The following is a 25,342-nucleotide window of genomic DNA, read 5'->3' on the forward strand; positions in this document are numbered from 1 at the left end:
GGACTTGTTTCGGATTATAAAATTGAGGCAGAAGTTCATGGAGAATGGGTTGAAATTGCAAGTTACGATGCGAAAATCAGTAATAACTTTGCCGAAGAATACCATACTTATGGAATGGATTGGAATGAAAAAGAATTGATTTTTTATTTTGATGGAAAAGAGATTAGAAGAGAGAAAATACATTTTGTTATAGCGAAGCACCTATTTGGTTAAGTCTAGCAATTAAAAAATGGTCAGGTACAGTTTCTGATGGAATTGATGGTACTTCATTGAAGGTGGATTATGTAAGATATCATAACAAAAAATAATAAAATTAAAAAAACATAGTAATCAAACAACACAAAATGAAACATCTAGCATTAGTTTTAATTACAGTTACTCTTTTAAGTTCTTGTAAAGTACAACCAAAAAAAACTGTTGAAATAAAAAAATCAGATTATAAAATTGAATTAGGAGAAGTTAGGCTTCAGTCTAAATTTGAAAGTGATACAATGAGTGTTTGGGGAGGTTCCATTACAAAAGGAGATGATGGTTTGTATCATATGTTTTATTCTCGATGGAAAAAAGATTTAGGTTGGGCTTGGGCTACACATTCTGAAATAGCACACGCTGTTGCTGAAAGTCCTTTTGGACCATTTAAGTTTAAAGATATTGCTTTGGGAATTCGAGATTCAAAATTGTGGGATGGTTTATGTACACACAATCCTACAGTTCACAAATATGGCAATAAATATTACTTGTATTATATGGGAAATACAGGTGACGGAAAAGTATTTGGAGAACCTGGAGAAATAAAACTAAACCCTATTCATAGAAATAATGCGAGAATAGGTGTAGCAGTTGCCGAGAACCCAAACGGACCTTGGAAACGTTTTGATAAACCATTAATTGATGTGAGTAAGGATAGCACAGCTATTGACGCGTTATTAGTGAATAATCCATCAATTACCAAAAGACCAGATGGAGGATATTTAATGGTGTATAAGGCAGTAGGTAAAAAGAAAAAAGGAATATGGGGAGGTCCGGTAGTGCATTGTGTAGCAACATCTGATAATCCTACAGGACCATTTGTAAAATTCGACAAACCAATTTTTCTAGCTAAAGGACACGATTTCCCTGCTGAAGATCCTTTTATTTGGTATGAAGCTGGAAAATATAGAGCAATTTTAAAAGATATGCATGGAGCATTTACAGATGCAGGTATGGCGTTGGTTTTATTTGAATCTGAAGATGGATTTGATTGGACATTATCTAAAAATGCATTGGTTTCAAAATTAGAAATTAAATGGGAAGATGGAACGGTTCAAAAAGTAGCTAATTTAGAACGCCCCCAAGTTTATTTAGAAAATGGAATTCCAAAAGTTCTTGTATGTGCTTCTGATGTAAAAGATAGTAAAGGTGTGCTTCAATCTTTTAATGTTCAAATTCCAATTCAAACTATAAAAATTAATAATGAAGAATCTAAAAAATAGTTTTATATCCGTTTTTTCCTTTTCCGTAACCTTTATAGGTTTAGCACAATCAAATTTTGATTTTAAAGAGTTACTCCCTGAAAAGTTTGACAAAGCAAATATTATTCAGGAAAAAGATTACAATGTTTGGGGTACCAATATTTTAAAAGGAAAAGACGGAATTCCTAAAGCATTGATCATTGCCATTTTACCTAAGGATAGTGAAGTCTCTTTTTCTTTGGTAATTCCTTTAAAATATAAACATTGATTTTATGAAATTAGAACTCAAAAACCACCTATTCAAAAGTGTTTGTTTGTTGTTTACTTTGATTAGCTATCAGTTACAAGCGCAACAAAAGACCTACAATATTGTTTGGATAAATGCTGATGATTTAGGAAGAGAATTATCTTGCTACGGACATCCTGCAGTGCAGACACCAAATATTGATGGTTTGGCAAAACAAGGAGTTTTGTATACCAATGCTTATGCCAATGCCCCTGTTTGCTCTGCAAGTAGATCGTCTCAAATTACAGGAATGTATCCAATAGCTATAAATTCGTTAGATCACAGAACCTTAAATATGACCGCTTTGCCTGATGGCATACAACCTATTACTGAGTTTTTTAAAAAAGCCGGTTATTTTGTAACCAATGGAAATGGATTGAATTTATTAAAAAGTGGAGGTAAAAAAGATTACAATTTTATTCCAAGTATTAAATACGATGGAACAGATTGGAATCAAAGAAAGCAAGGGCAACCTTTTTTTGCTCAGGTTCAGATAAAGTATCCACATAGATTGTTTGTAAAAGATAAAAAAAATCCAATCAATCCAAAAGATGTAGTGTTGCCTAAATGCTATCCAGACCATCCGTTACTAAGAGCAGATTGGGCTCTGTATTTAGAATCTATTCAACATTGTGATGCTATTGTAGGTGAAATTTTAAAAAAATTAGAAGCAGATGGATTGGCAGAGAATACGATTGTATTCTTTTTTGGAGACCACGGTCGTCCACATCTTAGAGATAAACAATTTTTATACGAAGGAGGATTGCAGATTCCTTTAATTGTAAGATGGCCAAGTCAATTAAAACCCAATAAAAAAGACAAACGTTTGGTCAGTTTGGTAGATGTAGCAGCTACTAGTTTGGCTATATCAGGTATTAAAACTCCGTATAAATTACACGGTAAAGTGTTCTTAGGAAAAAACACAAAAAAACGTACATATATCTATGGATTTAGACAACGTACAGGAGATGCCGTAGAAAATATGAGAAGTATTACCGATGGTCGTTACAAATTAATTTGGAATAGAACGTATGACAGACCCTGGATGCAGTTAACGAGTTATAAAAAATTACAATATCCTGCTTTTGCCTTGTATCATTATTTATATAGTAAAGGAGCATTAAAAGCTCCGTACAATCAGTTTATGGCGGCAACAAAGCCAGAGTTTGAATTGTTCGATTTGAAAAAAGATCCTATGGAATTTAAAAATTTGGCAGGAAAAAAAGCTTGTAAAAAAGTTCAAGAAAGATTATTTCAAACTCTATCATCCAACTTAAAATCCTATGAAAAAAATATGATTTTTGAAGATGAGGCAACCATTGCCAAAGCCAAACAGGGTTCTAAAATTTATTATAAAAAAGCATTGGAACAACAAAAACCAGAAGTTTCTGTAGAAGCTTCTTATGAAGAAATAGTAAAAGATTGGGAAGAAAGACTTTTACAGTAAATCAATTAATTTTTGAATGATCATAAATAAACAACATAAAATATAACAAAGATGAAGTATATAGTACTATGCATAGGAATTGTTCTTTTTGGAGTTAAAGCAAAAGCTCAAGAAAAAAGCACATTTGATTATTCCCAGTGGGAATTAAAATGGGAAGATAATTTTGATTATAAAAACAGTCAATTAGATGATCATTGGATTTCTGCCAATTACACTAGTAAAAATTTATACTGTAGCCGATGGCGAGAAAACGTAGATGTAGTAGATGGCGTAATGCATTTAAACATTAAAAAAGAAAAAAGAGGGGGGAAAGATTGGACAGCAGGTAGTATCTGGACACGCAAACAGTTTAAATATGGATATTTTGAATGTCGCTACAAATATGCTGGAGGAGAAGCTACCAATAATTCCTTTTGGTTAATGACAAGAGGAGGAGAACCTACAGAAGGTAAAAAATTTGAAATTGATATTAACGAAGGACATTATCCTAATGAGGTGAGTACTAATATCCATAATTGGTCAGATTTTACCGTTTTGCCAAATGGAAAGAAAACACACCCAAGTTATAATGAAATGTTCTTTTTTGGAACCAAACCAAATTATTCTATTCAATTAGAAATTCCTGTTGAAACGAAGAAAATACGTTTTACCTCTAAAAATAGTTCTAGGTTTAATGTGGGCGAATTTAGAGTGTATGGAGTAAACGAGTCTGGAGAATATCCAACGGTATTGTCACAAACAGCAGATAGTGATATTGATGGTTTGGTAAACTATGCAAGAGCTCAAAATGTAAGCATTACATCAAGCGGTTCGTATAAAGGAAATTCTTCAGAAAATAAATTGATAGATGGAAACCCTTTTACTTCTTGGAGCACACAGCAAGAGGGAGATAAATGGGTAGAGTTCACTTGGGATCAATCTATAACTGTTGGTTGTATTCAGTTTACAAACGGATGGAGAGATCAAAGTAAAACATGGCACAGCTTAGTAAGCAATTACAAAATTCAATATTTAAAAGATGGAGAATGGAGAGATATTTCTGTTTTAGATGCCAGTAAAGAGAATGATTTTTCGGAGGAATATCATACCTACGGATTGGAGTGGGATGAAAATGAATTGGTGTTTTATTTTGATGGTAAAGAATTAAGAAGAACTAAAAATGATTTTTGTTATAGTGAAGCTCCAATCTTTTTAAGCTTAGCTCTTATTAAATGGCACGGAGTATTAAAAGATGATTTGGATGGTAAAAGTATGAAGGTTGATTATGTGAAATATTATCAGAAAAAATAAAAAAATGAAATTACCCATAACCATTACGACTATTTTAGCACTAAGTTTTAGCTTAGAAAGCTGCGCGCAATCTACTAACAACAACGAGATTATAGTAAAAGAGCCAGAGAACAAAAATGAAGAAAAAATCATTTGTCCTGAAGATATCTATCATACTCTTTTACCCATTCCATCTGTTGAATTTGATATTTCTAAATGGGAATTAGCTTGGGAAGATGAATTTGATTATCCTAACTCTCAGCTTGAAAACAATTGGACTTCTCAAAATGGGCCTAGTGGTCATATCCTTTGTAGCCGATGGAGAGATAATGCAGTAGTAGCCAATGGCGTTTTGGAATTACAAGCAATAAAAGAACAGCGTGGTGGAGCAGATTGGACTTGTGGCAATATTTGGACAAAAGAAACCTTTAACTATGGTTATTTTGAATCAAAATACAAATATGCTGGTGCTAGTGGAACCAACAACTCCTTTTGGTTGTTTTCGAATTTAAAAGGTGTGGGTAATAGTACACCTGGTGTTACTTGTGAATTGGATATTAATGAAGGACATTTTCCTAATGAGATGAACACAAACCGTCATCATTGGCAAAATGGAGAAACGGAGAACAGTCAATTAGGATACACAGAAGGCTTATCTCCAGGATATGCGCATAGTTTTGAAAAAGCTATAAGCACAAAAAAAATTCGTTTCTCTTCTAACAATGCCAATCATTTTCATATCAAAGAATTTCGCATCTACGAAGAAAAAGCAGACTGTGATTATCCTAAAAACATACTTTCCAATACGGCTGACAACTCAAATGCTAACTTAAACAACCTTTCAAAAGACAGTCAAGTTACCATCACAGCTAGTGGTACTTATAATGATACTTTTAAAGTTTCTGATGTTACCAATGGAAGCATTACAACTGGTTGGGTATCACCAAAAACAGGAGAAAAATGGCTAGAATTTTCTTGGCCTTCTGAAAAAAACATAGGACATATACAATTTATCAATGGTTGGCAAAGTGGAAGTAATTGGAATGCCTTAATATCAGACTATAAAATAGAAGCTTATATAAACAATGTATGGGTTGAAATAAGTAGTTACGATGTAAAAACAAGTTACAATTATGCCAACCATTACCATATTTATGGAATGGACTGGTCGGAAACTGAAATCAAATTTTATTTTGATACTAAATTGATTCGTACAATTCCGAATACACTTTGCAATGAAGCATTAAATATTTATTTAAGCTTGGCTATATTAGAACACGCTGGTGAAGTTACAGACGCAATAGATGGTACTAGCATGAAAATAGACTATGTGAAATATTATACTAAAAAATAAACCATGAAAACAACAATTCTCAACATTATAAAAACATCTTTTCTTTTCTTATTGATAAGCGCCTGTAGTTCAAAGGAAAAAACAAATACTACGGGATTTCCTTACAATATCAAGGAAGATACGAAAAACAGAGCATTAAGCAGTGCCATAGAACGTGCCTTTACTCAGTACGATGGTTACACACCTGCCACTAATGAATTGTACTCTAACTTTTTATATACACCTTTAAAAGGCTTGGACTATAACGATGGTGACGGTACCATTTCTAGAAGAGATCCTTCAAAAATCATTAAGGAAAACGGAAAATATTATGTTTGGTACACACATCGTCAAACACCAACGCCACCTGTTGGAGCTAGAAATGCAGACAAGAGTAACGATACCATCCCTTCTACAGATTGGGATTTATGCGATATTTGGTACGCCACAAGTAAAGACGGTTTTACTTGGGAGGAACAAGGAGTTGCCGTTCCTAGACCTCCAAAACCACAAGTAGGTTGGCGATCTGTAGCCACAACTGATATTTTAAAATGGGAAGGAAAATATTATTTATACTTTCAAGGATTTTTAGAAGCGAGCGGAAAGAAAGGTGATTATTGTCCGGTAGCCGTAGCTTCTTCGGATTCTCCTGATGGTCCTTGGACCTATCATGAAGGTGCAGTTATAGAAAACGGTGCCAAAGGCGAATGGGATCAATTTGCCATTCACGATCCAAATCCATTTATTCACAACGGCAAAATTTATATCTACTACAAAGCAGCCTTTAACAGACCCGATAATTTATGGATTGCTGCTGGTTTGGCGATAGCAGATTCTCCTTTAGGACCTTTTAAAAAGCATCCTTTAAATCCACTCTTTAATTCCGGACATGAAACTTCATTATTTCCATTTAAAGAAGGAATTGCTGCCTTAATCGTTCAAGATGGTGTAGAATCCAATACCATTCAATATGCCAAAGACTGGGTGAATTTTGAAATTGCTTCTGTATCGAAATTTATGCCTGTTGCTTCAGGTCCTTATATTGCAGATGCTTTTTTAGACAACAAAAATGGAAGAGGAATTACATGGGGATTGTCTCATTTTGTCAATGCAGGAGCACATGGAAAACAACATTCAATACTAGCCCGATTTGATTGTGATTTGAGTTTGGATGTACACGATCCTCAAATGAAGAAAAAAATTAGATGGAACAAACCTGACTTTTATTTTCAACATAAACTGAATAAAAAACAACTAGATAGAATTAAAAACAGCAACTAAAACAATCAATTTAATATGAAAACAAAACCATATGCGCTGCTTGCGCTAGTACTTGTCTTATTTACGGCATGTAGTACAACAACAACTAAAAAAGAATACAAATTAACCCTAGGAGAAGTCGCCTTAACATCAAAATTTCAAAATGATTCCATTACTATTTGGGGAGGATCTTTAGTAAAAGGGGATGATAATTTATACCATCTCTATTATTCAAGGTGGAAAAAAGATTTAGGTTGGGCTTGGGTGACCCATTCCGAAATAGCACATGCAGTATCCACTAGTCCGTTTGGACCTTTTACTTTTAAAGACGTTGCCTTAGGAATTAGAGATGCCGCTTTATGGGATGGACTCTGTACACACAATCCTACCGTGCATAAATATGGCGACAAATATTATTTGTACTATATGGGAAACACGGGTGATGGCGTCGTAACTGGAAGTCCAGGAAACATCAAATTAAACGTTTTGCACAGAAACAATCAAAGAATAGGTGTTGCCGTTGCCGACAACCCAAATGGCCCTTGGAAACGCAGTGACAAACCTCTAATTGATGTAAGCGAGGATGTGAATTCCTTAGATGCATTAATGACAAGCAATCCTTCAATAACAGAACGTCCAGAAGGAGGGTATTTAATGGTGTACAAAGCGGTTGGTAAAAAGAAAAAAGGAAAATTTGGCGGACCTGTAGTCCATTGTGTAGCCACTTCTGACAGTCCGACTGGGCCTTTTAAAAAATACGATTTCCCTATTTTCACTGCAAAAGGACACGATTTCCCAGCTGAAGATCCATTTATTTGGTATGAAGACGGAATGTATAGAGCTATACTAAAAGACATGCATGGCGCCTTTACAAAAGCCGGACAAGCTTTAGTTTTATTCGAATCTAAAGATGGTTTTGATTGGAGTTTAGCCAAAAATGCATTGGTTTCAACTTTAGAAATAAACTGGGAAGATGGGAACACACAAAAAGTAGCACATTTAGAAAGACCCCAACTTTATATTGAAAATGGGAAACCCGTTGCTTTGCTATGTGCCTCTGACATAAAAGATGCCCATGGCGTTTTACAATCCTTCAATGTACAAATTCCGATAAAATAGAAAGTATACAAACAAAAAAAGAGGCTGTATTTTCATACAGCCTCTTTTTTTGTTCACTATTTCCTATAGATATTGATCCACATTTTCCCATGGACCTCCATTGATAATATCAATTCCTTGTTGCTTTAAGAAGTCAGTTGCCTGTCCACTTCTCGCTCCACTTCTACAAACAGCAATTACTTGCTTACCGTAGCCCTTCACTGTATCAATATTACTAGGAATTCTATCTAAAACAATATGCTCTGAACCTGCGACATGCCCTTCAGCATATTCGCCATCTGTTCTAACATCTAATACAACAGCTCCGTTTTTTAAATACTCTTGTATTTTTTCATTGTCAAAATTTGCCATAATTTTTTTGCTTTAATTTTCTGTACCTAATCATACTGTATTAATACATATTTCCTCTTTGATCATCAACTTCAACTAAATCTTTTAGTGCGTTGAAGATTTGACCGTTTACTTTGTTTTTGTTGTCTGTAGCAAGACTGTTTTTAGCCCCTTCATAACTAGGTAAAGTTGCTGGTTTTTCTTTTGATTTTACAACAAAAGCAAAAACACCTTTTACTCCAGAAACATTTGTAATTACTTTATTTTCAGCTACAGCATACATGGCTCCTACAACACCTGGCTCAATTCCAACACCAGAAATAGTTGGAGCACCTAAAGTAACATTAGAAAATGATTTTACAGCAACTTCTGCTGATTTAGCAATTGCTTCTAAATCTGCTCCCTTCATTTTTTCAGCAATCAATTTTGCTTTTTTCTGATTCATTAAAATAGGCTTCACCTTTGCCGATGCTTTAGAAGAAGACGAAAGACCTTTTTCTGATTTATTAGTCAATACAACTACCGCATAACCATTATCTAAATCGAAACGTTTTACATCATTGATTGAACGTTCATTATCGAAAGTCCATCTTACAATACTTCTGTTTTTACCTAAACCAGAAACATTTTCTTCTAATTCTTTAATACCTACTAAAGGTCTAGCTGTATAGTTTAATTCTTTTAACAATTCATCTAAAGTCTCACCTGAAGATAATTTATAAGCCAAACTTTCCGCATTTTCAAAAATAGTGTTTTCAGTAGCTTCAGAAGCTTCAATTTTTCTTGCCAAAGTTGACAATTTCACCGCATTTTGAATATTTTTTTGATTTGTAATATGAATTACATGCAATCCGAAATCAGTTTTAACAACTCCGATATCTCCTTTTTTATTTAAGAAAGTATAGTCTCTAAATTCAGGTACCATACGAGAATATGTAAACCAGTCTAATTCACCACCCTTTTCAGAATTTGATTTATCAGAAGAAAATTCTTTTGCCAAAGAGGCGAATTTAGATTTCTTTCTTTTTACAACTTTCAAAATACTATCAGCCAATTTTTGTGCTTCAGCTTCCGTTCTTGTAATGGTTGGATCAGCAGATCTTGAACCTACATAAGAAATTAAGATATGACTAGCTTGCACTGAATCCGGCATCTTAATAAATTCTTCAACTTTCGATAATCTGTAGTGATTTTGAAATTTATAAGGTCCAACAACAACACCTTCTTTCGCCGCAAAAATTTCATCAGCAACAACGGTAGGTAAATTGTTCTTAAATAAATAATTTCCATCAACAGGAATATCCGTTCCGCTTTCAGCTATATAAGCTACACCATCTTTAGCCGCTGTAAAAGGAGCTATTTCCAATTTCAATTCGTCTTGAATGTCTTTTTCATCTTCTTCAGAAGCTACTATATCAAACTTTACATATTTAATATCTCTTGTCGCGTCTACTTTAAATTCAGCAGCATGACTTTTAACATAGGCATCAATTTCAGAAGAACTTACTGTAGCATCTGCATCTTCAATAGAAGAATAAGGTACGTAAACAAAAGATCCAGATAACTTGGTTCCATTTTCAAAATGGTTTCTTTCACCATCTTTTAAAGATGCACCAACTCCTAACTTTACCAATTGCGTATACGCCGATTGCTCAACGTTTGCTTTAACGTTCTTTTCAGTATTCAACCAATTTGTCCAAGCACTGTTTGCTTGACCTTTTGAATTTTCTTTTAAGTTTGCTAAGTACTCTTTGAATTTATCTTCATCAAAAAGACCAATCTCATTTTTGAAAATTTCAGCATTTTTAATTGAAGGTATTTCAACGATGGCATCCCAAACGTCTTTTTCTCCTACTACAATTCCTGCATTTTTTAATTGCTCTTGGTAAATTTTTTCGCTTAAAACACTATTCCAAACAGCATTTACTGCTTGCATATCAGAAACACCATTTCCAACATTAGATTTGTATGCTTCTACTCTAGTTCCAAAATCTTTTCTACTAATCGTTTCGCCATTAATTTCACCTACTGAATTTACTTTACTAGAATTAAAAAAGTCTAAAATATCTTTTGGACTTGCAACAAAAGCAAATAGCGCCAAACCAATGATTACAATTAAAAACATTGAACGCTCTCTAATTTTCGATAATATTGCCATTATTTTTATTAAATTATTTATTGATAGTGTGCGAAAATACAATTTACTCTTTAATAATAAAAGTGAAACAGCTTTTTAATTAGCCTACAAAATAAAAAAAGTAATGTGTTGTTTTTGAGGTGAAATTTAAGCCTCTAAAACGGTAAGATAAACTTGTTCAATCTTTGAAGTACTGCTTTTTAACACTTCGATTTTATAGTTTTCAATCGTCAAAATATCGCCTTTTACAGGGATATCTTCGGTATGGTTTAAGATAAAACCACCCAATGTTTCATATCCCTCATCTTTTGGAATATTTAAGTTGTAGGTTTCGTTCAAATAATCAATTTCCAAGCGAGAAGAAAATTGAAATTTATTTTCTTTGATGATGACTTCTAAAAGCTCAATAGAATCGTGTTCATCTTCTATCTCTCCAAACAATTCTTCAATAATATCTTCCACAGTGATCAATCCAGAGGTACCTCCATATTCATCTAATACAATCGCAATACTTTTTCTTTTTTTGATCAATGAATTTAAAACATCACTAATACTGCTTGATTCTGGTACATTTTCAACTGGCATCAAAATAGATTTGATACTTTTCGGCTTTTTAAACAAATCGAAGGCGTTTACGTAGCCGAGAATATCATCTAAAGAAGTTTTATAAATTACAACTTTGGACAGGCCTGTTTCAGCGAAAATTCGTTTTAATTTGGCCGTTGTTTCGTGTATTTCAACCGCAATTATTTCTGTTCTAGGCACCATAATTTCCCTAGCTTTCAATTTATGAAAGTCTAAAGCATTTTGAAAAATTTGAATTTCAGAATCTACGGAATCATCTGCTGTATCTAATTGTTCATTTATATAATCACCTAATTCTTCTTTGCTAAATTCAGTTTGAGACTCAGCTCCATTATCGTTAAAAAACACTTTTAAGAAGAAATCGGAAATTCGTGAAATAAATCCTGAGATATAGTAAAATAAAATATAGAAGAAATATGCTGGAACAGCAAATAACTTTAAAGTTTCGTTTGCATAAATTCTGAAAATTGCTTTTGGCAAAAACTCAGCAGTCACCAAAATTATCAAAGTAGAAATAAGCGTTTGAATTAGCAGAACACTAAATTCATTAAAATAAGCAATACCAATAAAAGGGATTAGCACATCTACAATAAGTGCCCCCATATAGTAACTATATACCACCAAAGAAATATTATTACCCACTAACATTGTGGTAATAAATTTTGAAGATTTTTTTGTGATACGCTCAAGAATTTTAGAGACAATCGTGTCTCCTTTTTTCTCTAGCTCAATGTGCAATTTATTAGAAGAAATAAAAGCAATTTCCAAGCCTGAAAAAAAAGCTGATAATAAAACGGAAACAATAATTATTGTAATTTCTACGCCCATAAAAATTTATTCTCTTTTCTTTCGAAACCTTCTTTTAAAGAAAAACATAAATACAGCAAGTACACCAAAACCCAATTGTATGTATCCTTTTTCCGGTTCTTCTGAAATTTTCAGAACACCTTCAAAAATAAAAATAGCTCCTATAATTAAATAAGCAAACTCAAAATATTTACTAAATGCATGCATAATTACTCTTCTTTTAAAAATAGTTCTCCACTTGTTTTTTTCATTACCCAATTTTGCAAATTGTGCTTCGACTCAAACCCGGTTCCATAGATAGTATCTTGATCTAAGGTAAGTTTAAATTCTTTTTCGGTAAAGAAATAATTGATTTTTTGATCCCAATACAATTGAGACGTTTCTAATTTTGTTTTTTCTGTATGATTGTACACCACGACATTTCCTATAATTTCAGAAATAGAGGTTTTGGTATATGACCTTGCATAGTCTCCAGAAATAGTTGTTGAATCCGTTCCCGTTTTATCAATTGTTACAATAACAACGCCCTCCGGATATTCCGAATACGGATGCTCTTTCCTATTGCTAAAATCGTACAACAAAGGCGTGTTTAATCGGGTAACAACCTTACCCGAGTCTTTGTAAACATACCTTACATTTTCAGATTCTCCTACAGGTAAATTCTTATCAGCTAAAAAGTCTTTAACCTCTTTAACATTGTTTACACAAGAAAAAAACATTGCCACCATAAAAATGGCAACAATGTTTTTTAAGTTATTTATTATAGTTAAGTACATTCCTTTAAATTAAGGAATTTTTACTGTTTCACCAATCCAACATCCAATTTTAAAAGGAGCTCCTGAAGTAACACCTTCAGTAAAGATTAACTTTTTAGCAGGAATTGACGACTTATAACTCTTAACATATTTTTTTGCAGTACTTGCATTTGCAGGATCTACTCTTTCTGCAATTTCAGCCATTTTTAAAGCGGCTACATATACCATTTTCTTTTCAAACTCTGATTTACCACAAGTATTTGCACTTTTAGCATACAAACTTGCAATTAACAAGTAAGCTTTCCCCATACTTCTTTTGTTTGCAATTGCTTTTCTTGCATAAGATCTGGCCTCAACTTTACGACCTTTCTTTTGCATTATTTGAGCAATTTTATACAAATAAGCTGCTTTTTTATTCGTGTCTTCTTCTTGTTGCACCGCTTTCTCAAAATACTCTTTTGCCTTGTCAAACTGATTGTTCTTAACTAAGATACCCGCATAAAAAACAGATGCTTCTGGAGAAGGTTGCGCTTTAACGTAAGCCTCTACTAATTTATCATATAATGGATCCTCTGTACATTCTTTTTTATACATTCTAGAAACAGAACTTTTCAACCATGCTCCATTCGTTTTATTTGCTTCAAAATCTGCAGTAAACATAGGAATCAAACGATCGCAAGTAGAAAGATCAACAATTATTTTATCCAAACCACCTTCTACTTGACCGATAGCTTTAGAATTATTTTCATAAGCTTTCTTATATCTTTTTTCGCTAGAAGTTAAAACATTCCCTGCTTCTTCTTTTGCAGAATATCCATCTAATTTCTTTGCGTAATTATCTAATTTATCGTGAACTGCTTCCACTAAAACATCATAGGTATCAAAAATAAACTGAACATTAGAATCTTTGTTCTTTTCAGTAACATAACTGAAATATCTGTAAATTGCTTTTACACCCATTTTTGATGGATCAATTTTATAAGCTTTATCTAGCATTTGAAAAACATCTTCATCAGACTGTTTTTCTTCACTTAAGAAATCTGCATAATCGCTATATACTTTTGCTAAGTCTTTAGGATACAACTCAATTCTTTGGTCAAAAACTCTACGAACCAAAGCAATAGCTGCTGGTCTTTCTTCTGGTGTTGCTTTAGCTAATTTATCTTTAGCGATAGTCACTCCCAATTTATAAATATTTACAGATAATTTTGGACTGTTATTCAAACACCATAGCCAATTTTCATAAGCCCCTGCATAATTTTTCGACTTATAATCTCCTTTGAAAAGATTATACTTTATTGCCGCTTCTTGATTGGTATCTTGTGCGTTTACCATGTTCATGCTAAAAAATAAACATGTCATTAAAAGTAATACTTTCTTCATCCTTTTAGTTATTTTAATATTAATCAATTTTCCTCTGTCTAAACCATTTGTCTCCTAAAGAGAAACTAAGCTTCAAATTAAAGTATTTTTCTTCAATTAAACTAGTTGTTAATTCTCCTTTTTTTCCATACTCAAATCCAACATTCAAATCAGACAAACCTTTACCCATTGGTAATCCTACTCCAAAAGACATGCCAAAGTCTTTTATCTGAGTTCCGTCCACCTGCATTCCTAAGTTTTCATATTTCACACCAGCTCTATAGGTTACCCTACTAAAGTAGCTTGTTAACGAATTGAATTTAGGTATATAATAACCACCTAAAGACAAACGTTTGTAGTCGGTAAAAGTCACATTTTTTGTATTGTTTTCTAGGGCAGACCCGTTAAAGCTCATTGCTTTGTTAAAGCTGTATTCAATACTCGTATTCCATTTACTTAGTTCACCATAGCCAATAGCAAAAGTTGTATTGATAGGATTAACAACAGTTGTAGAATTTGAATCATCTTCTGGCAATGCATCTACAATTGTTTCTACATCTATTCCGTTAAAAATACCTTTGTATAATTGTGTCGACTCTTCAACACTTTGATCTTTGCTCTTTAAAAACACCAAACCTAAACCTAAGGTGTGTTTAGTAGATGTTTTTGATTGGTAATTTACACCAAACTTACCGTCAAAACCTCTAATAATATCTTTTGTTCTATACCGAATATCATAAATCAAATCGTCTTGTTCTTGGGTTACTGTATTATTTACGGTTCCAAATACATATCCCGCCTCAAAACCTATAGAAAGTCCTTTGTATATTTTATATCCTACCCCCATAAAAAGCATGCTTGTACCACCTTCACCTTCATAGGTATAAATAGAAGTACCATCATCTTCTTGTAAATTATATCCAACACCTGTTTTACTTCTTAAACCACCGGTAAATCCCATTTTCTCTCCTATTGGAAAACCTATTGCCAAATAAGACAATGCAAATGCAGATGATTTTTGTTCTGTTGAATTATCGGAAATTGTAGATTGATAATTTGTTGTTCCAACAGCATAAGTTGTAAACCTTAAACCTGACAAACTAGCAGGATTTGAAAAATTCAAATGCAAAGGCTCAGAAAACGAAGCTCCGATTCCTCCCATCAATGTTTCTTCAACTGTTTTACTTGGTATGTTATTTCCTATTCCGAAAAACGAATATGGTGAGGCTTGCTGTTTTTGCGCAACGGCACTTACTGTTAAAAACACAGTTAAAAACAGTATTGTTTTTTTTATCATTCTTGTGTATTGTGTGTCAAAATTGAGTTCAAACCTTCCGCTAGAAAATTTGGATTCGCAAATATGCTATTTTTTAATCTTTTAGACAAGTAATAAGCGTCTCCTCCTGTTAAAACAACTGTTAAATCACTAAAACGACACTTATATTCTGAAATTACCCCGTCAATTTCACTAATTGCGCCTTGAACAACTCCCGAACCGATACACGAATTTGTATCATCACCAATAAAATTTTTAAAATTATCTATCGTTAATAAAGGTAAATTTTCAGTAAAATTATGGAGGGCTGTAAACCTCATTTGCAAGCCTAAAGAAATGGCTCCTCCCAAATAATTATTTGTTTCAGACAAGATATCAAATGTGATGCAAGTACCTGCATCAATCACTAGTACATTTTTATTAGGAAATAAAAACGAAGCAGCACTCATCAAAGCAATTCTATCCACCCCTAAAGTAATAGGGGTTTTATAAGAGTTTATAAACGGAACCTTTGTTTGGCTATTTAACCATACTACTGCTGAAACATTTTTTAATATAGCTGCTATTTTCTTAGTTAACGCACCTACTGAAGATACAATTGTATTAAAAATTTCGTGTTCAATGAAAATATTTTTAATTTTTTCTTCGAAATCATTTTCATCGCTTACAAAGCTGAAAACAATGCTATCTCGCTCAAAAACAAATACTTTAATTCGACTATTACCTGCGTCGATTATTAGATTTTTCATATTATTTTATAATCCTTCAAAGATACGAATACATTTTTTCAAAATATGTTTGGATATATCTAAATATTACATGTATATTTGCAACCGCTTAGGCAAGCAGACTAGTTCTAAATGCCGCAGCAACAAAGGTGCCTTAGCTCAGTTGGTAGAGCAATGGACTGAAAATCCATGTGTCCCTGGTTCGATTCCTGGAGGCACCACTTAAAAACCGTAAAGATTCATTTCTTTACGGTTTTTTTTACACTCCAAACTTTCAACTCACATACAATTTTTGGGTCAGTCGTAAAAGTTGTGGGATTTTGATAATTACGCATAAATATTGGCAAGTCTAAATAGGAAAAAAGGAATATTTCTTACACCTCTAAATTGTGCTCTAAAGTCTTTAATTTTGGCATTGAAGGATTCAGCAGAACAAGTTTAGCAGTTTTCGAGCAAAAAAAAACCATAACAAATGTTATGGTTTTTTTTATGCGGAGAATGAGGGATTCGAACCCCCGGAGGTGTGACCCTCAACAGTTTTCAAGACTGCCGCATTCGACCACTCTGCCAATTCTCCAAGTGTCTCATCAGGTATTCCCTGAATGCGGTTGCAAATATACAGGCTTTTTACAATACACTCAAACTTTTTTTAATCTTTTTTTACATTTTTTTTATTTCAAAAATCAATCTACTGAAAACAAAAAAGTTAGAACAAAATTATTTTTACTTTAAAAGGATTTACCAACATTAAGTACCTTTGTTTTAAAATATTTGTATGACATTAGATCTTATTCTTCTCATTATTGCTGGTTTTTTTGCTGGAGCCATAAATACAATTGCCGGCGGAGGATCCCTATTGACTTTGCCTTTACTTATTTTTATGGGCTTGCCAGAGGCCATCGCCAATGGAACAAATAGAATTGCTATCTTTTTTCAGACAGCATCCTCTGTCGCTGGTTTTCGAAGTAAAGGCGTAGTAACATATCCTTTTAGCCTTTACTTAGGCATATCAGCTTCCATAGGCTCCTTTATAGGCGCACAATATGCTATAGACATTGACGGTGCAACCTTTAAAAAAATCTTATCTATTGTCATGATTGTTGTTGTGTTCTTAATTGTATTCAAGAAAAACAACAACTCATTAGAAGTCTTAGCAGAAAGAACTACAGGAAAACATTTATACATAGCCATTATTGTTTTTTTCTTTGTAGGACTTTATGGTGGTTTTTTAAATGCAGGCGTCGGTTTTATAATGCTAGCCATATTACCCATGATCAATCGATTTACTTTAGTAAAATCGAACGCTACCAAAGTAACCGTTGCTTTTATTTACACGGCCATTGCCTTGAGTGTATTTATATTTAATGGAAAAGTAGATTGGAAATTAGGTTTAACGCTAGCTATTGGAAATGCTACGGGAGCTTGGTTTGCCAGCCGTTATTCAGTAAAAAAAGGTGATAAATTTATTCGGTATGCTTTATTTGTGATTGTTGTGGGAATGTCTATAAAATTATGGTTTTACAATAGTTAATTATCTCTCGATTAGAAAGGTCATGAAAAAAGTTTTTTTTAACTTCGCCAAAAATAATTTTTATGTCGAATTCTTTCGGAAAACTTTTTAGAATAAGCACTTTTGGTGAATCACACGGACCAGCAATTGGCGGTGTTATAGACGGATGTCCTCCTGGTATTGAACTAGATTTTGAAGCCATTCAAAATGAACTGAACAGAAGAAAACCTGGACAATCTAAAATTGTGACCCAACGAAAAGAACCAGATGAAGTAAAATTTCATTCTGGAATTTTTGAAGGCAAAACGACAGGTGCTTCTATTGGTTACGTGATTGAAAACACCAATCAAAAATCGAAAGACTATTCCCATATTGCTAAAACATACCGTCCTTCACATGCCGATTACACCTACGACAAAAAATACGAAGGTCATAGAGATTATAGAGGAGGCGGAAGAACTTCAGCAAGAGAAACAGCCAATTGGGTTGTAGGAGGTGCCGTTGCCAAACAAATTATTAAAAACATTAAAATAAATGCCTATACATCTGCTATTGGCCCTATTCAGTTAAACACACCTTATCAAGAATTAGATTTCAATCAAATTGAAGCTAATATTGCACGTTGTCCGGATCCAGTCATTGCAGAACAAATGATTGATTATGTTTCTGACATAAAGAAACAAGGGGATACCGTTGGTGGTGTTGTAACTTGTGTTCTGCAAAATGTACCTGTCGGATTAGGAGAACCTATTTTTAATAAATTACATGCTGCTTTAGGACAAGCAATGCTTTCTATCAATGCCGTAAAAGGTTTTGAATATGGTAGCGGTTTTGAAGGAGCTAAAATGAAAGGTAGCGATCATAACGATATTTTTAATGCGGATGAATCGACGAAAACAAATCTTTCTGGAGGTATTCAAGGGGGAATTAGTAACGGAATGGACATATACTTTAAAGTAGCTTTTAAACCTGTTGCCACCATTATTCAAAAACAAATGACCATTGATAGCGATGGAAATGAAGTAGAAATGATGGGAAAAGGAAGACATGATCCTTGTGTTGTACCTAGGGCTATTCCTATTGTAGAAGCCATGGCTGCCATGGTATTAACAGACTTTATGATGTTAAACAAATCGACTCAGATATAAACATACAAAACTCACCAATTGGTGAGTTTTTTTATTTTACAGCAATGAAAAAATGGAAGATTTTAAATAAAAAAGACATGTCTCCTAGCAAATGGTTTCCTATTGAACGCCATACGGTAGAAATGCATGATGAAAAAATTGTTGACGATTTTTACATTTCTCCCTTAGGAGATGGTGTGATGACACTTCCTTTTACTAAAGACAACAAAATTGTTCTTATAAAACAATACAAACACGGTTTTGGAGAAATTACTTATGACTTACCTGCTGGATTTACACAAGTAGGAAAATCAGTTGAAGCATCAGCACTTGCTGAATTAGAAGAAGAAACGGGCATTATAGCAACTAGTAGCGACTTATTCTTTTTAGGGAAATTTTGCAATGTTCCCGCCAAACTAAAACATACAACTTATAGTTATTTAGTTAGAAATGTTTGTTTTAATGGAGTACAAAAGCTTGATGACTGCGAAGAAATACTTGTAGAAACACAAGAACCCCAAAAAGTAATTTCTATGATAAAAGAAAATATAATTATGAAAAGTGACGTGGTGGCCACTATTATGAAAGCTTATTTAGAATTCCCTGAATTGTTTATTTAATCCAAATTTATTTAAACCTAACAGGTTTTGAAAACCTGTTAGGTCTTAATAAAATATTATTTCGCTTTATTTACTTTATTCATATTGGCTTTAGCGAAAGAGGCCCAACCCGAATAATTTTTCCCACCAACAACAACGCCACTGTTATAGTAGTGACATACGGCAGCGGCCAAACCATCGGTAGCATCCAGGTTTTTAGGTAAGGTTTTTAAATTCAAAGTAGATTTTAGCATCAAAGCAACCTGCTCTTTACTAGCATTTCCATTTCCGGTAATAGCCATCTTAATTTTTTTGGGAAGGTATTCTGTAATTGGAATTTCTCTTGACAAACCAGCAGCCATTGCCACACCTTGCGCCCTACCCAACTTTAACATGGACTGCACATTTTTCCCAAAGAAAGGAGCTTCAATAGCAATTTCATCAGGATGATAGGTATCAATCAGCTCAATGGTACGTTCAAAAATAAGCTTTAATTTGGTATAAGGATCATCGTACTTCTGAAGTAACAATTCATTCATTTGAATAAATTCCATTTTTTTCTTCACTATTTTTATCAATCCAAATCCCATAATGGTGGTTCCTGGGTCTATTCCTAAAATGATGCGTTCAACACTCAATACACTATTATTTACAATTAATACTTTCACTTTATTTTATCGCATATTAGCAACAAAACAACACCACGAAGATAAAGAAATTCAATGCAGTAAAACTTACGAGATGCCAATCTACCAAATATTTTTTCTATTTTCACAAACTCTTAAACCCTATACCTTTTGATTTTATTTGGATGTTTTATAAGCCTAAGCTATGTTAGTGTATTAACGTATTTATTAATGGGCTTTGAAAAAAACAAACTTGCTAAACCAATAAACATCCCAAAAACTAATTTTTCTATTATCATTGCTTTTAGAAACGAAGAGAAAAACCTACTCACTTTACTGAACAGCTTAAAACTACTAAACTACCCCGATAGTAAATTTGAAATTTTATTGGTGAATGATTTTTCTACTGACAACTCAGTTCCTATTATCGAAAATTTTCAACAAGAAAACAAAACGATAGCGCTACAAATCTTACACACTCCACAGACTACAAAAAAACAAGCCTTAACATTCGGAATACAACATAGTAAATTTGACCAAATAATAAGCACAGATGCCGATTGTATAGTACCCATTAACTGGTTAAAAAGTTACGATGCCTTTTTACAAAAACATCCCGCGAAATTAATTTCTGGGCCAGTTGCTTATAGTACCGACAATTGCTTTTTACAACAATTTCAGAATTTAGAATTTCTAAGTCTTATGGGAGCTACTATTGGTGGTTTTGGAAACAAGTCACCTTTTATGGCGAATGGTGCTAATATTAGCTATTCTAAAATAATTTTTAAAGAGCTACTTGGCTTTAGCGGAAATGAATTCATTGCCAGTGGAGATGATTTGTTTTTACTGGAGAAAATAGAAAAAAACTATAAAAATGAAAGCCATTTTTTGCAGAACTGCAACGCTATTGTAACAACCAAACCCGCTCTAACATTTCAGGAATTAAAAATGCAGCGCATCCGTTGGGCAGCTAAAATGACACATTCTAAAAACAAATTTGCAAAAATAGTAGGCATCGTAGTTTTTACCATGAATTTGAGCCTTATCATCTCCATCGTTATATCTATAAAATGGACAATCCTATTACTTACTAGTAAAGCTGTCATTGATTATTTACTCGTCAGAAAAACTGCTTTGTTTTTGGAACAAAAATCTTGGAAAAAATATTTCTTACCCAGTTTATTCCTATATCCATTATTCAACACCTATATCGCCATATTAGCACTTTATAAGGGCTATACATGGAAGGGAAGAAACTTTAAACAATAATTACTTTGCAGGAAATAAAGCTTCAATAAAACTATCGACATTGAATAATAAATAAACAATGACCACTAGTAAAACTAGTAATATCACAGTTCGTTTTTTATTAGGTACTTTACGTTTTTTAAGTCTGTCCATTTGATGATTTTATTTCTTGTGCTAATTTATAAAAACTAGATGAGTGTGTGACACAAAAAATCCGCTTTCCTTTCGAAAAGCGGATGCTTATAAATTGTATTGAAACTACATTTTTTTCATTTGTTGTTTCATCATTTTAATTTGATCATTCAACATACCATGTTTGTCTAATTTCTTAGCTTCATTCAACAAGGTAGTCGCTTCTCTTTTTCTTCTTTTATGCATGGCTACACCTGCTAAGTTTAATTTCGCCATGGCCACATCATGATCCATAGACAGACCAATGCTCAAGGCTTTTTTAAACAACTTTTCTGCTTTGGTCATGCTAGTTTGAGTCACCATTAAACCTTGTAAAAAATAGAAATAGGCTTCTTGAGGTTTTCTTAAAGCGCTTTCAGGCTTTTTAATATAATCTAACCATTTTTGTGCGCCAGGAAAATTTTGTTTTCTAATTTGTAAAAAAGCCAATAATAAAAATTCATTTTTATAGAAGAAGAAAATAAAGACTCCTGCTAACAGAAGAATCATAATTCCATTCATTATATTTTCATCTATAAATTGAAATACAGCCCAAACAGAAATTAATACGGCTAAGGCTATTTTAATATACTTACTAAACATTTTTAATCTAATTTTTATAATTAAAGCTCCTTTAAAAGGAAAGCAAATTTACATTTTTTTAAGCTATCTAAAAGCTATTTTTTATAGTATTTCAAATGTTTTCTATACGCTAGCACTCCTAGAACAGCAACGATACCTATTGAATAATAGACAAATGTAGGAGTTACAATTTTATCTCCACTTGCATAAGAATGCAGTCCTGATAAGTAAAAATTCACACCAAAGTACGTCATGATAATGGAAGCGAAAGCAATCACAGACCAAAGATTGTAAGTAAAACGACCTCTTAAGCCAGGAACCAAACGCATGTGTAAAATAAAGGCATAAATCATAATACTAATCAGCGCCCAAGTTTCTTTAGGATCCCATCCCCAGTAACGTCCCCAACTTTCATTGGCCCACATACCCCCAAGGAAGTTTCCGATGGTTAACATAATTAAACCAACGGTTACCGACATTTCATTAATAATAGTCAATTCTTTGATGGTTTCATTTAATTTCTTCTTGTTAGACTCATTGGTCAAAATAGTTAAAATTAATGCAATAAAACCTAAGATCATTCCTAAAGCAAAAGGTCCATAACTAGCTACAATAATAGCCACATGAATCATTAACCAATAAGAGTTCAATACCGGAACTAAGTTTGCAATTTCAGGATCCATCCAATTCCAATGAGCAATCATCAGAATCATAGATGTTAAAAAAGCTGTTGCAGCAATGGTCAAGGTAGATTTTCTTCCAAAAACCAAACCGAAAAACATAGTTGCCCAAGCTACATAGATCATAGATTCATAGGCATTACTCCATGGAGCATGTCCGCTAATAAACCATCTAGCCGCCAAACCGGCCGTATGCATCGCAAAAAACAACAAGACCAAACCAACAATAAATTTGATACTTATATTTAAGAGTTTACTTTTTGTAAAAATCTGTACAATTACTAAAATAAATAAAAGTAGCCCCGCGTACATATAGTACATAAAGAGCTTCTTAAATATATCGTACTTATTATACGCTATTTCAAATTTTATTTTATCATCAGAAGGATATACAGCAGCTCCGTATTTTTTCTGGAAGTTTTTAATTCCATCTAAAATTTTATCGGTCTCCGTATAATCATTTGATATTTTAGCTTGACCCAAAGTTTGAATATATACGGGTAAAATTTGTTTTACAAAAACAGAATCGATCCCTGTAAACTTAGCCGTAGATAATTCTGGTTGCGACACCCATTTATTCGTTGCATCTTTAGGAATAGGAAATATTCTAAGAATACCACCACCAATAGCAGAATACAACAAACCAACACGTTTATCAACGTTTATTACATCTTTTTGAAACTTACTTTTGATGCTATTCTTTTGCGCTTCAATAACCAATTCCTTGATTTTATAATGTCCATTTTGATCAATAAAATCAATCAAACGAGCATATTTATCAGTAACAGGAATTCCTAGCAAAGATCTTAACTTGTCATTTCCACGTTCTAAATAAATAACAGGAACTTGAAACCATAAGGTAGGATTCTGAACAATCGACAAAAACACTTGGTTCGAATTTAATCCCTTATACGTTTCTTTTTTACTCACTTTACGTAATAACTGAGACGCGAATGTGTGCACAGGTTTCATTCTACCACCTGCATCCTGAATTACCAATTCACTGAAGTCCTCAGCATGTTGTGCATCGACAGCATTGGCAGCCATAATAGAATCCAATTGTGCATCCGTAATTTTATTCACATGATTTTTATGCGTTGAGGCTTGTTCTTCATGTTCCTGCTCATGATTATGATCGTGTTCATGATCGTGCCCATCTTCTTGGCTAAAACCAGAAAAGGCAATCATGAAAAGTAACATACACAAAGTGGCTTGTTTTTTCTTTATTTTTCGAAGCTGGTGTCTTAATCCAGAAAACCTCGTATTCTTTACAAAAAGTATCAATAACAATCCTGCATACAAAGCAAAATAACCAATATAGGTAACTAGAGTCCCCCAGTAATCATGATTTACAGACAAACGAGTTTCTTCATATTGATCTGTGATATCGTAACTAGATTGAAAAAATTTATAGCCCTTATAATTTAATATATTATTCATAAATACTCTAAAGTCAAACGTTTTATCTATGTCAATTACCGTAATTTCACTCGCATAAGACATAGCACTTTGAGAACCTGGATAGTTTTCTAACTGAAAGTCGTTCAATTTAATTTGAAATGGTAGATTTATTTCTTTAGCTCCATAGGTTACCCTAAAATTAAGATCTCCTAAAGTAAACTGTACAGGTGCATTTGTAGCATATTGTCCACCTTTAACTTCAATAGATGTATTTTCGTTTTTTGTCGACACATTAAAAACTAACAAATCTTCAGGATGTTCGTCCTTATTTCCAGAAACCACTGCCATTTCTCCCTTCAAAGGAGGCTTAGGCACTACAAAACTTAAACCTGCAATAGAATGTAGTGTCAAATACTTAAAAGTTTCTAAGGTATCTTTTTTAATACTTCCTTTTAATTGATCTGCCATTCTTAAAAATGTACCGTCAAATAAAGATTCCATCCTTAATTCATCACCTACTTCTTCAAAATTAACCAACGCATTTTCTTTATGGGCATATCCAACTAAAACACCATGGATATTTTCAATTTCTCCCTTTTTAATATAATGATCATGCCTACTACCACTGCTAGATTCAACAAAATGGATATACTTTTCACCATTTTCAGATTCCTTAAACTCGGTAAATGCATTTGGAATATAATTCGTCAATTCAAGGGATACTTCTTGCCCTCTAAAATCGGTATTTAAAGAATAGTTATTTGTACCCCACGCAGACAATAACAAATCGTCTTCCACAATTTTTTGTTCCTTATTATCATCAAGTGTTACCGTTACATAGGTCCTATCAGAAAAGAAAACATTAGAAGTTTCTCCTTCTTTAATTGGCATAATACCTTCGTAACTAATATAACGTGTAATACCAGCACCTATCAAAATACAAAGAAAAGACAAGTGAAATAATAACACAGCCCACTTCTCTTTTTTATACAAACGGTATCTAAATATATTACCAAAAAAATTGATCGTGAACAATACCATGATTGCTTCAAACCACCAAGTATTGTAAACCAATGCTTTGGAGGTTTGTGTTCCAAAATCATTTTCAATAAATGTGGCTATTCCCATCGCGGTTGCGAAAACTAGAAATAGAACGGCCATTAATTTTGTACTAAATAAAAGTGCTACTATTTTTTTCATCTCTTTGAAATTCTGCTTTTTAGACCTTAGAAAACCGCCAATCTACTCTCAGC

At 33.2% G+C, this 25,342-nt stretch carries 23 protein-coding genes and 2 tRNA genes; 13 read left to right on the forward strand and 12 right to left on the reverse strand.

All coding sequences use genetic code 11. The features are described 5' to 3' along the window. The first annotated feature begins 54 nt into the window (after nucleotides 1-54). The 8 genes from FGM02_RS18385 to FGM02_RS01595 all read left to right on the forward strand — a co-directional run bounded on the left by FGM02_RS18385 (nucleotide 55) and on the right by FGM02_RS01595 (nucleotide 8,165). The gene (locus FGM02_RS18385; RefSeq protein ID WP_394344437.1) at nucleotides 55-213 is read left to right on the forward strand and encodes a family 16 glycosylhydrolase; all 159 of its coding nucleotides are present in this window, start codon (nucleotides 55-57) and stop codon (nucleotides 211-213) included. A 131-nt stretch (nucleotides 214-344) separates the two neighbouring features. Continuing rightward, nucleotides 345-1,472 (forward strand): glycoside hydrolase family protein, encoded by a 1,128-nt coding sequence (locus FGM02_RS01565; protein ID WP_243739327.1) that lies wholly within the window; start codon nucleotides 345-347, stop codon nucleotides 1,470-1,472. Then, the gene (locus FGM02_RS01570) at nucleotides 1,453-1,719 is read left to right on the forward strand and encodes a hypothetical protein (RefSeq protein ID WP_139956278.1); all 267 of its coding nucleotides are present in this window, start codon (nucleotides 1,453-1,455) and stop codon (nucleotides 1,717-1,719) included. The genes FGM02_RS01565 and FGM02_RS01570 overlap by 20 nt, the downstream gene beginning before the upstream one ends. A gap of 4 nt (nucleotides 1,720-1,723) precedes the next feature. Then, a complete protein-coding gene (locus tag FGM02_RS01575; protein WP_139956280.1) occupies nucleotides 1,724-3,184 on the forward strand; it encodes a sulfatase family protein in 1,461 nt (486 codons plus the stop codon). A gap of 51 nt (nucleotides 3,185-3,235) precedes the next feature. Next, nucleotides 3,236-4,474 carry a family 16 glycosylhydrolase gene (locus FGM02_RS01580; protein ID WP_139956282.1) on the forward strand — a complete coding sequence of 413 codons (1,239 nt, stop codon included), beginning with the start codon at nucleotides 3,236-3,238 and terminating at the stop codon, nucleotides 4,472-4,474. A gap of 4 nt (nucleotides 4,475-4,478) precedes the next feature. After that, nucleotides 4,479-5,807 carry a family 16 glycosylhydrolase gene (locus tag FGM02_RS01585; protein ID WP_139956284.1) on the forward strand — a complete coding sequence of 443 codons (1,329 nt, stop codon included), beginning with the start codon at nucleotides 4,479-4,481 and terminating at the stop codon, nucleotides 5,805-5,807. A 3-nt stretch (nucleotides 5,808-5,810) separates the two neighbouring features. Further along, nucleotides 5,811-7,067, forward strand: a complete 1,257-nt coding sequence (locus FGM02_RS01590; protein ID WP_139956286.1) for a glycoside hydrolase family 117 protein — start codon at nucleotides 5,811-5,813, stop codon at nucleotides 7,065-7,067. Nucleotides 7,068-7,082: 15 nt separating this feature from the next. Then, nucleotides 7,083-8,165, forward strand: a complete 1,083-nt coding sequence (locus tag FGM02_RS01595) for a glycoside hydrolase family protein (RefSeq protein WP_139956288.1) — start codon at nucleotides 7,083-7,085, stop codon at nucleotides 8,163-8,165. Between the two features lie 63 nt (nucleotides 8,166-8,228). Here the strand turns inward: FGM02_RS01595 and FGM02_RS01600 are convergent, their stop codons facing one another. The 8 genes from FGM02_RS01600 to FGM02_RS01635 all read right to left on the reverse strand — a co-directional run bounded on the left by FGM02_RS01600 (nucleotide 8,229) and on the right by FGM02_RS01635 (nucleotide 16,166). Next, nucleotides 8,229-8,516 carry a rhodanese-like domain-containing protein gene (locus tag FGM02_RS01600; RefSeq protein ID WP_139956290.1) on the reverse strand — a complete coding sequence of 96 codons (288 nt, stop codon included), beginning with the start codon at nucleotides 8,514-8,516 and terminating at the stop codon, nucleotides 8,229-8,231. 40 nt (nucleotides 8,517-8,556) lie between these two features. After that, complete coding sequence (locus FGM02_RS01605) at nucleotides 8,557-10,653, reverse strand: peptidylprolyl isomerase (RefSeq protein WP_139956291.1); 2,097 nt, start codon at nucleotides 10,651-10,653, stop codon at nucleotides 8,557-8,559. Nucleotides 10,654-10,779: 126 nt separating this feature from the next. Beyond that, nucleotides 10,780-12,045, reverse strand: coding sequence for a hemolysin family protein (locus FGM02_RS01610; protein ID WP_139956293.1), 1,266 nt, complete (start codon nucleotides 12,043-12,045; stop codon nucleotides 10,780-10,782). Nucleotides 12,046-12,051: 6 nt separating this feature from the next. Then, nucleotides 12,052-12,231: a hypothetical protein gene (locus FGM02_RS01615; protein ID WP_139956295.1), complete on the reverse strand. Its 180-nt coding sequence runs from the start codon at nucleotides 12,229-12,231 to the stop codon at nucleotides 12,052-12,054. A gap of 2 nt (nucleotides 12,232-12,233) precedes the next feature. Next, nucleotides 12,234-12,800, reverse strand: coding sequence for an LPS export ABC transporter periplasmic protein LptC (lptC, locus tag FGM02_RS01620; protein WP_243739328.1), 567 nt, complete (start codon nucleotides 12,798-12,800; stop codon nucleotides 12,234-12,236). A gap of 9 nt (nucleotides 12,801-12,809) precedes the next feature. Next, on the reverse strand, nucleotides 12,810-14,162 hold the full coding sequence (locus FGM02_RS01625) for a tetratricopeptide repeat protein (RefSeq protein ID WP_139956297.1): 1,353 nt from the start codon (nucleotides 14,160-14,162) through the stop codon (nucleotides 12,810-12,812). A gap of 19 nt (nucleotides 14,163-14,181) precedes the next feature. After that, complete coding sequence (locus FGM02_RS01630; protein WP_139956299.1) at nucleotides 14,182-15,438, reverse strand: hypothetical protein; 1,257 nt, start codon at nucleotides 15,436-15,438, stop codon at nucleotides 14,182-14,184. Continuing rightward, nucleotides 15,435-16,166 carry a type III pantothenate kinase gene (locus FGM02_RS01635; RefSeq protein ID WP_139956301.1) on the reverse strand — a complete coding sequence of 244 codons (732 nt, stop codon included), beginning with the start codon at nucleotides 16,164-16,166 and terminating at the stop codon, nucleotides 15,435-15,437. The genes FGM02_RS01630 and FGM02_RS01635 overlap by 4 nt, the downstream gene beginning before the upstream one ends. Nucleotides 16,167-16,293: 127 nt before the next feature. Between FGM02_RS01635 and FGM02_RS01640 the strand changes: the two genes are divergently transcribed. After that, nucleotides 16,294-16,366 (forward strand) — tRNA-Phe (locus FGM02_RS01640). A 271-nt stretch (nucleotides 16,367-16,637) separates the two neighbouring features. Here the strand turns inward: FGM02_RS01640 and FGM02_RS01650 are convergent. Then, nucleotides 16,638-16,722 (reverse strand) — tRNA-Ser (locus FGM02_RS01650). Nucleotides 16,723-16,920: 198 nt separating this feature from the next. On the opposite strand from FGM02_RS01650, the gene FGM02_RS01655 reads away from it, so the two are divergent. The 3 genes from FGM02_RS01655 to FGM02_RS01665 all read left to right on the forward strand — a co-directional run bounded on the left by FGM02_RS01655 (nucleotide 16,921) and on the right by FGM02_RS01665 (nucleotide 19,402). Further along, nucleotides 16,921-17,676: a sulfite exporter TauE/SafE family protein gene (locus tag FGM02_RS01655; protein WP_139956303.1), complete on the forward strand. Its 756-nt coding sequence runs from the start codon at nucleotides 16,921-16,923 to the stop codon at nucleotides 17,674-17,676. Between the two features lie 62 nt (nucleotides 17,677-17,738). Continuing rightward, nucleotides 17,739-18,803, forward strand: a complete 1,065-nt coding sequence (gene aroC / locus FGM02_RS01660; protein ID WP_139956305.1) for a chorismate synthase — start codon at nucleotides 17,739-17,741, stop codon at nucleotides 18,801-18,803. A 44-nt stretch (nucleotides 18,804-18,847) separates the two neighbouring features. Continuing rightward, on the forward strand, nucleotides 18,848-19,402 hold the full coding sequence (locus FGM02_RS01665; protein WP_139956307.1) for an NUDIX hydrolase: 555 nt from the start codon (nucleotides 18,848-18,850) through the stop codon (nucleotides 19,400-19,402). Nucleotides 19,403-19,458: 56 nt separating this feature from the next. Here FGM02_RS01665 and ruvC read toward each other — a convergent pair whose 3' ends face one another. Continuing rightward, nucleotides 19,459-20,019: a crossover junction endodeoxyribonuclease RuvC gene (gene ruvC, locus FGM02_RS01670; RefSeq protein WP_139957732.1), complete on the reverse strand. Its 561-nt coding sequence runs from the start codon at nucleotides 20,017-20,019 to the stop codon at nucleotides 19,459-19,461. A gap of 219 nt (nucleotides 20,020-20,238) precedes the next feature. On the opposite strand from ruvC, the gene FGM02_RS01675 reads away from it, so the two are divergent. Further along, entirely contained in the window at nucleotides 20,239-21,276 is a 1,038-nt protein-coding gene (locus FGM02_RS01675) for a glycosyltransferase (protein WP_139956309.1), read from the forward strand. Between the two features lie 237 nt (nucleotides 21,277-21,513). Here FGM02_RS01675 and FGM02_RS01680 read toward each other — a convergent pair whose 3' ends face one another. Both FGM02_RS01680 and ccsB read right to left on the reverse strand, forming a co-directional pair. Continuing rightward, on the reverse strand, nucleotides 21,514-22,029 hold the full coding sequence (locus tag FGM02_RS01680; RefSeq protein WP_139956310.1) for a tetratricopeptide repeat protein: 516 nt from the start codon (nucleotides 22,027-22,029) through the stop codon (nucleotides 21,514-21,516). 74 nt (nucleotides 22,030-22,103) lie between these two features. Beyond that, a complete protein-coding gene (gene ccsB, locus FGM02_RS01685; RefSeq protein ID WP_139956312.1) occupies nucleotides 22,104-25,289 on the reverse strand; it encodes a c-type cytochrome biogenesis protein CcsB in 3,186 nt (1,061 codons plus the stop codon). Between the last annotated feature and the right edge of the window lie 53 nt (nucleotides 25,290-25,342).

The organism is Flavicella sediminum, from assembly GCF_006381105.1.
Lineage (GTDB): Bacteria > Bacteroidota > Bacteroidia > Flavobacteriales > Flavobacteriaceae > Flavicella > Flavicella sediminum.

What these genes read in the sequence shown, in the direction of transcription:
- FGM02_RS01565 (WP_243739327.1), top strand. Translation starts at nt 345, where the DNA reads ATGAAACATCTAGCATTAGTTTTAATTACAGTTACTCTTTTAAGTTCT.
- FGM02_RS01570 (WP_139956278.1), top strand. Translation starts at nt 1,453, where the DNA reads ATGAAGAATCTAAAAAATAGTTTTATATCCGTTTTTTCCTTTTCCGTA.
- FGM02_RS01575 (WP_139956280.1), top strand. Translation starts at nt 1,724, where the DNA reads ATGAAATTAGAACTCAAAAACCACCTATTCAAAAGTGTTTGTTTGTTG.
- FGM02_RS01580 (WP_139956282.1), top strand. Translation starts at nt 3,236, where the DNA reads ATGAAGTATATAGTACTATGCATAGGAATTGTTCTTTTTGGAGTTAAA.
- FGM02_RS01585 (WP_139956284.1), top strand. Translation starts at nt 4,479, where the DNA reads ATGAAATTACCCATAACCATTACGACTATTTTAGCACTAAGTTTTAGC.
- FGM02_RS01590 (WP_139956286.1), top strand. Translation starts at nt 5,811, where the DNA reads ATGAAAACAACAATTCTCAACATTATAAAAACATCTTTTCTTTTCTTA.
- FGM02_RS01595 (WP_139956288.1), top strand. Translation starts at nt 7,083, where the DNA reads ATGAAAACAAAACCATATGCGCTGCTTGCGCTAGTACTTGTCTTATTT.
- FGM02_RS01600 (WP_139956290.1), bottom strand. Translation starts at nt 8,516, where the DNA reads ATGGCAAATTTTGACAATGAAAAAATACAAGAGTATTTAAAAAACGGA.
- FGM02_RS01605 (WP_139956291.1), bottom strand. Translation starts at nt 10,653, where the DNA reads ATGGCAATATTATCGAAAATTAGAGAGCGTTCAATGTTTTTAATTGTA.
- FGM02_RS01610 (WP_139956293.1), bottom strand. Translation starts at nt 12,045, where the DNA reads ATGGGCGTAGAAATTACAATAATTATTGTTTCCGTTTTATTATCAGCT.
- FGM02_RS01615 (WP_139956295.1), bottom strand. Translation starts at nt 12,231, where the DNA reads ATGCATGCATTTAGTAAATATTTTGAGTTTGCTTATTTAATTATAGGA.
- lptC (WP_243739328.1), bottom strand. Translation starts at nt 12,800, where the DNA reads ATGTACTTAACTATAATAAATAACTTAAAAAACATTGTTGCCATTTTT.
- FGM02_RS01625 (WP_139956297.1), bottom strand. Translation starts at nt 14,162, where the DNA reads ATGAAGAAAGTATTACTTTTAATGACATGTTTATTTTTTAGCATGAAC.
- FGM02_RS01630 (WP_139956299.1), bottom strand. Translation starts at nt 15,438, where the DNA reads ATGATAAAAAAAACAATACTGTTTTTAACTGTGTTTTTAACAGTAAGT.
- FGM02_RS01635 (WP_139956301.1), bottom strand. Translation starts at nt 16,166, where the DNA reads ATGAAAAATCTAATAATCGACGCAGGTAATAGTCGAATTAAAGTATTT.
- FGM02_RS01655 (WP_139956303.1), top strand. Translation starts at nt 16,921, where the DNA reads ATGACATTAGATCTTATTCTTCTCATTATTGCTGGTTTTTTTGCTGGA.
- aroC (WP_139956305.1), top strand. Translation starts at nt 17,739, where the DNA reads ATGTCGAATTCTTTCGGAAAACTTTTTAGAATAAGCACTTTTGGTGAA.
- FGM02_RS01665 (WP_139956307.1), top strand. Translation starts at nt 18,848, where the DNA reads ATGAAAAAATGGAAGATTTTAAATAAAAAAGACATGTCTCCTAGCAAA.
- FGM02_RS01675 (WP_139956309.1), top strand. Translation starts at nt 20,239, where the DNA reads ATGGGCTTTGAAAAAAACAAACTTGCTAAACCAATAAACATCCCAAAA.
- FGM02_RS01680 (WP_139956310.1), bottom strand. Translation starts at nt 22,029, where the DNA reads ATGTTTAGTAAGTATATTAAAATAGCCTTAGCCGTATTAATTTCTGTT.
- ccsB (WP_139956312.1), bottom strand. Translation starts at nt 25,289, where the DNA reads ATGAAAAAAATAGTAGCACTTTTATTTAGTACAAAATTAATGGCCGTT.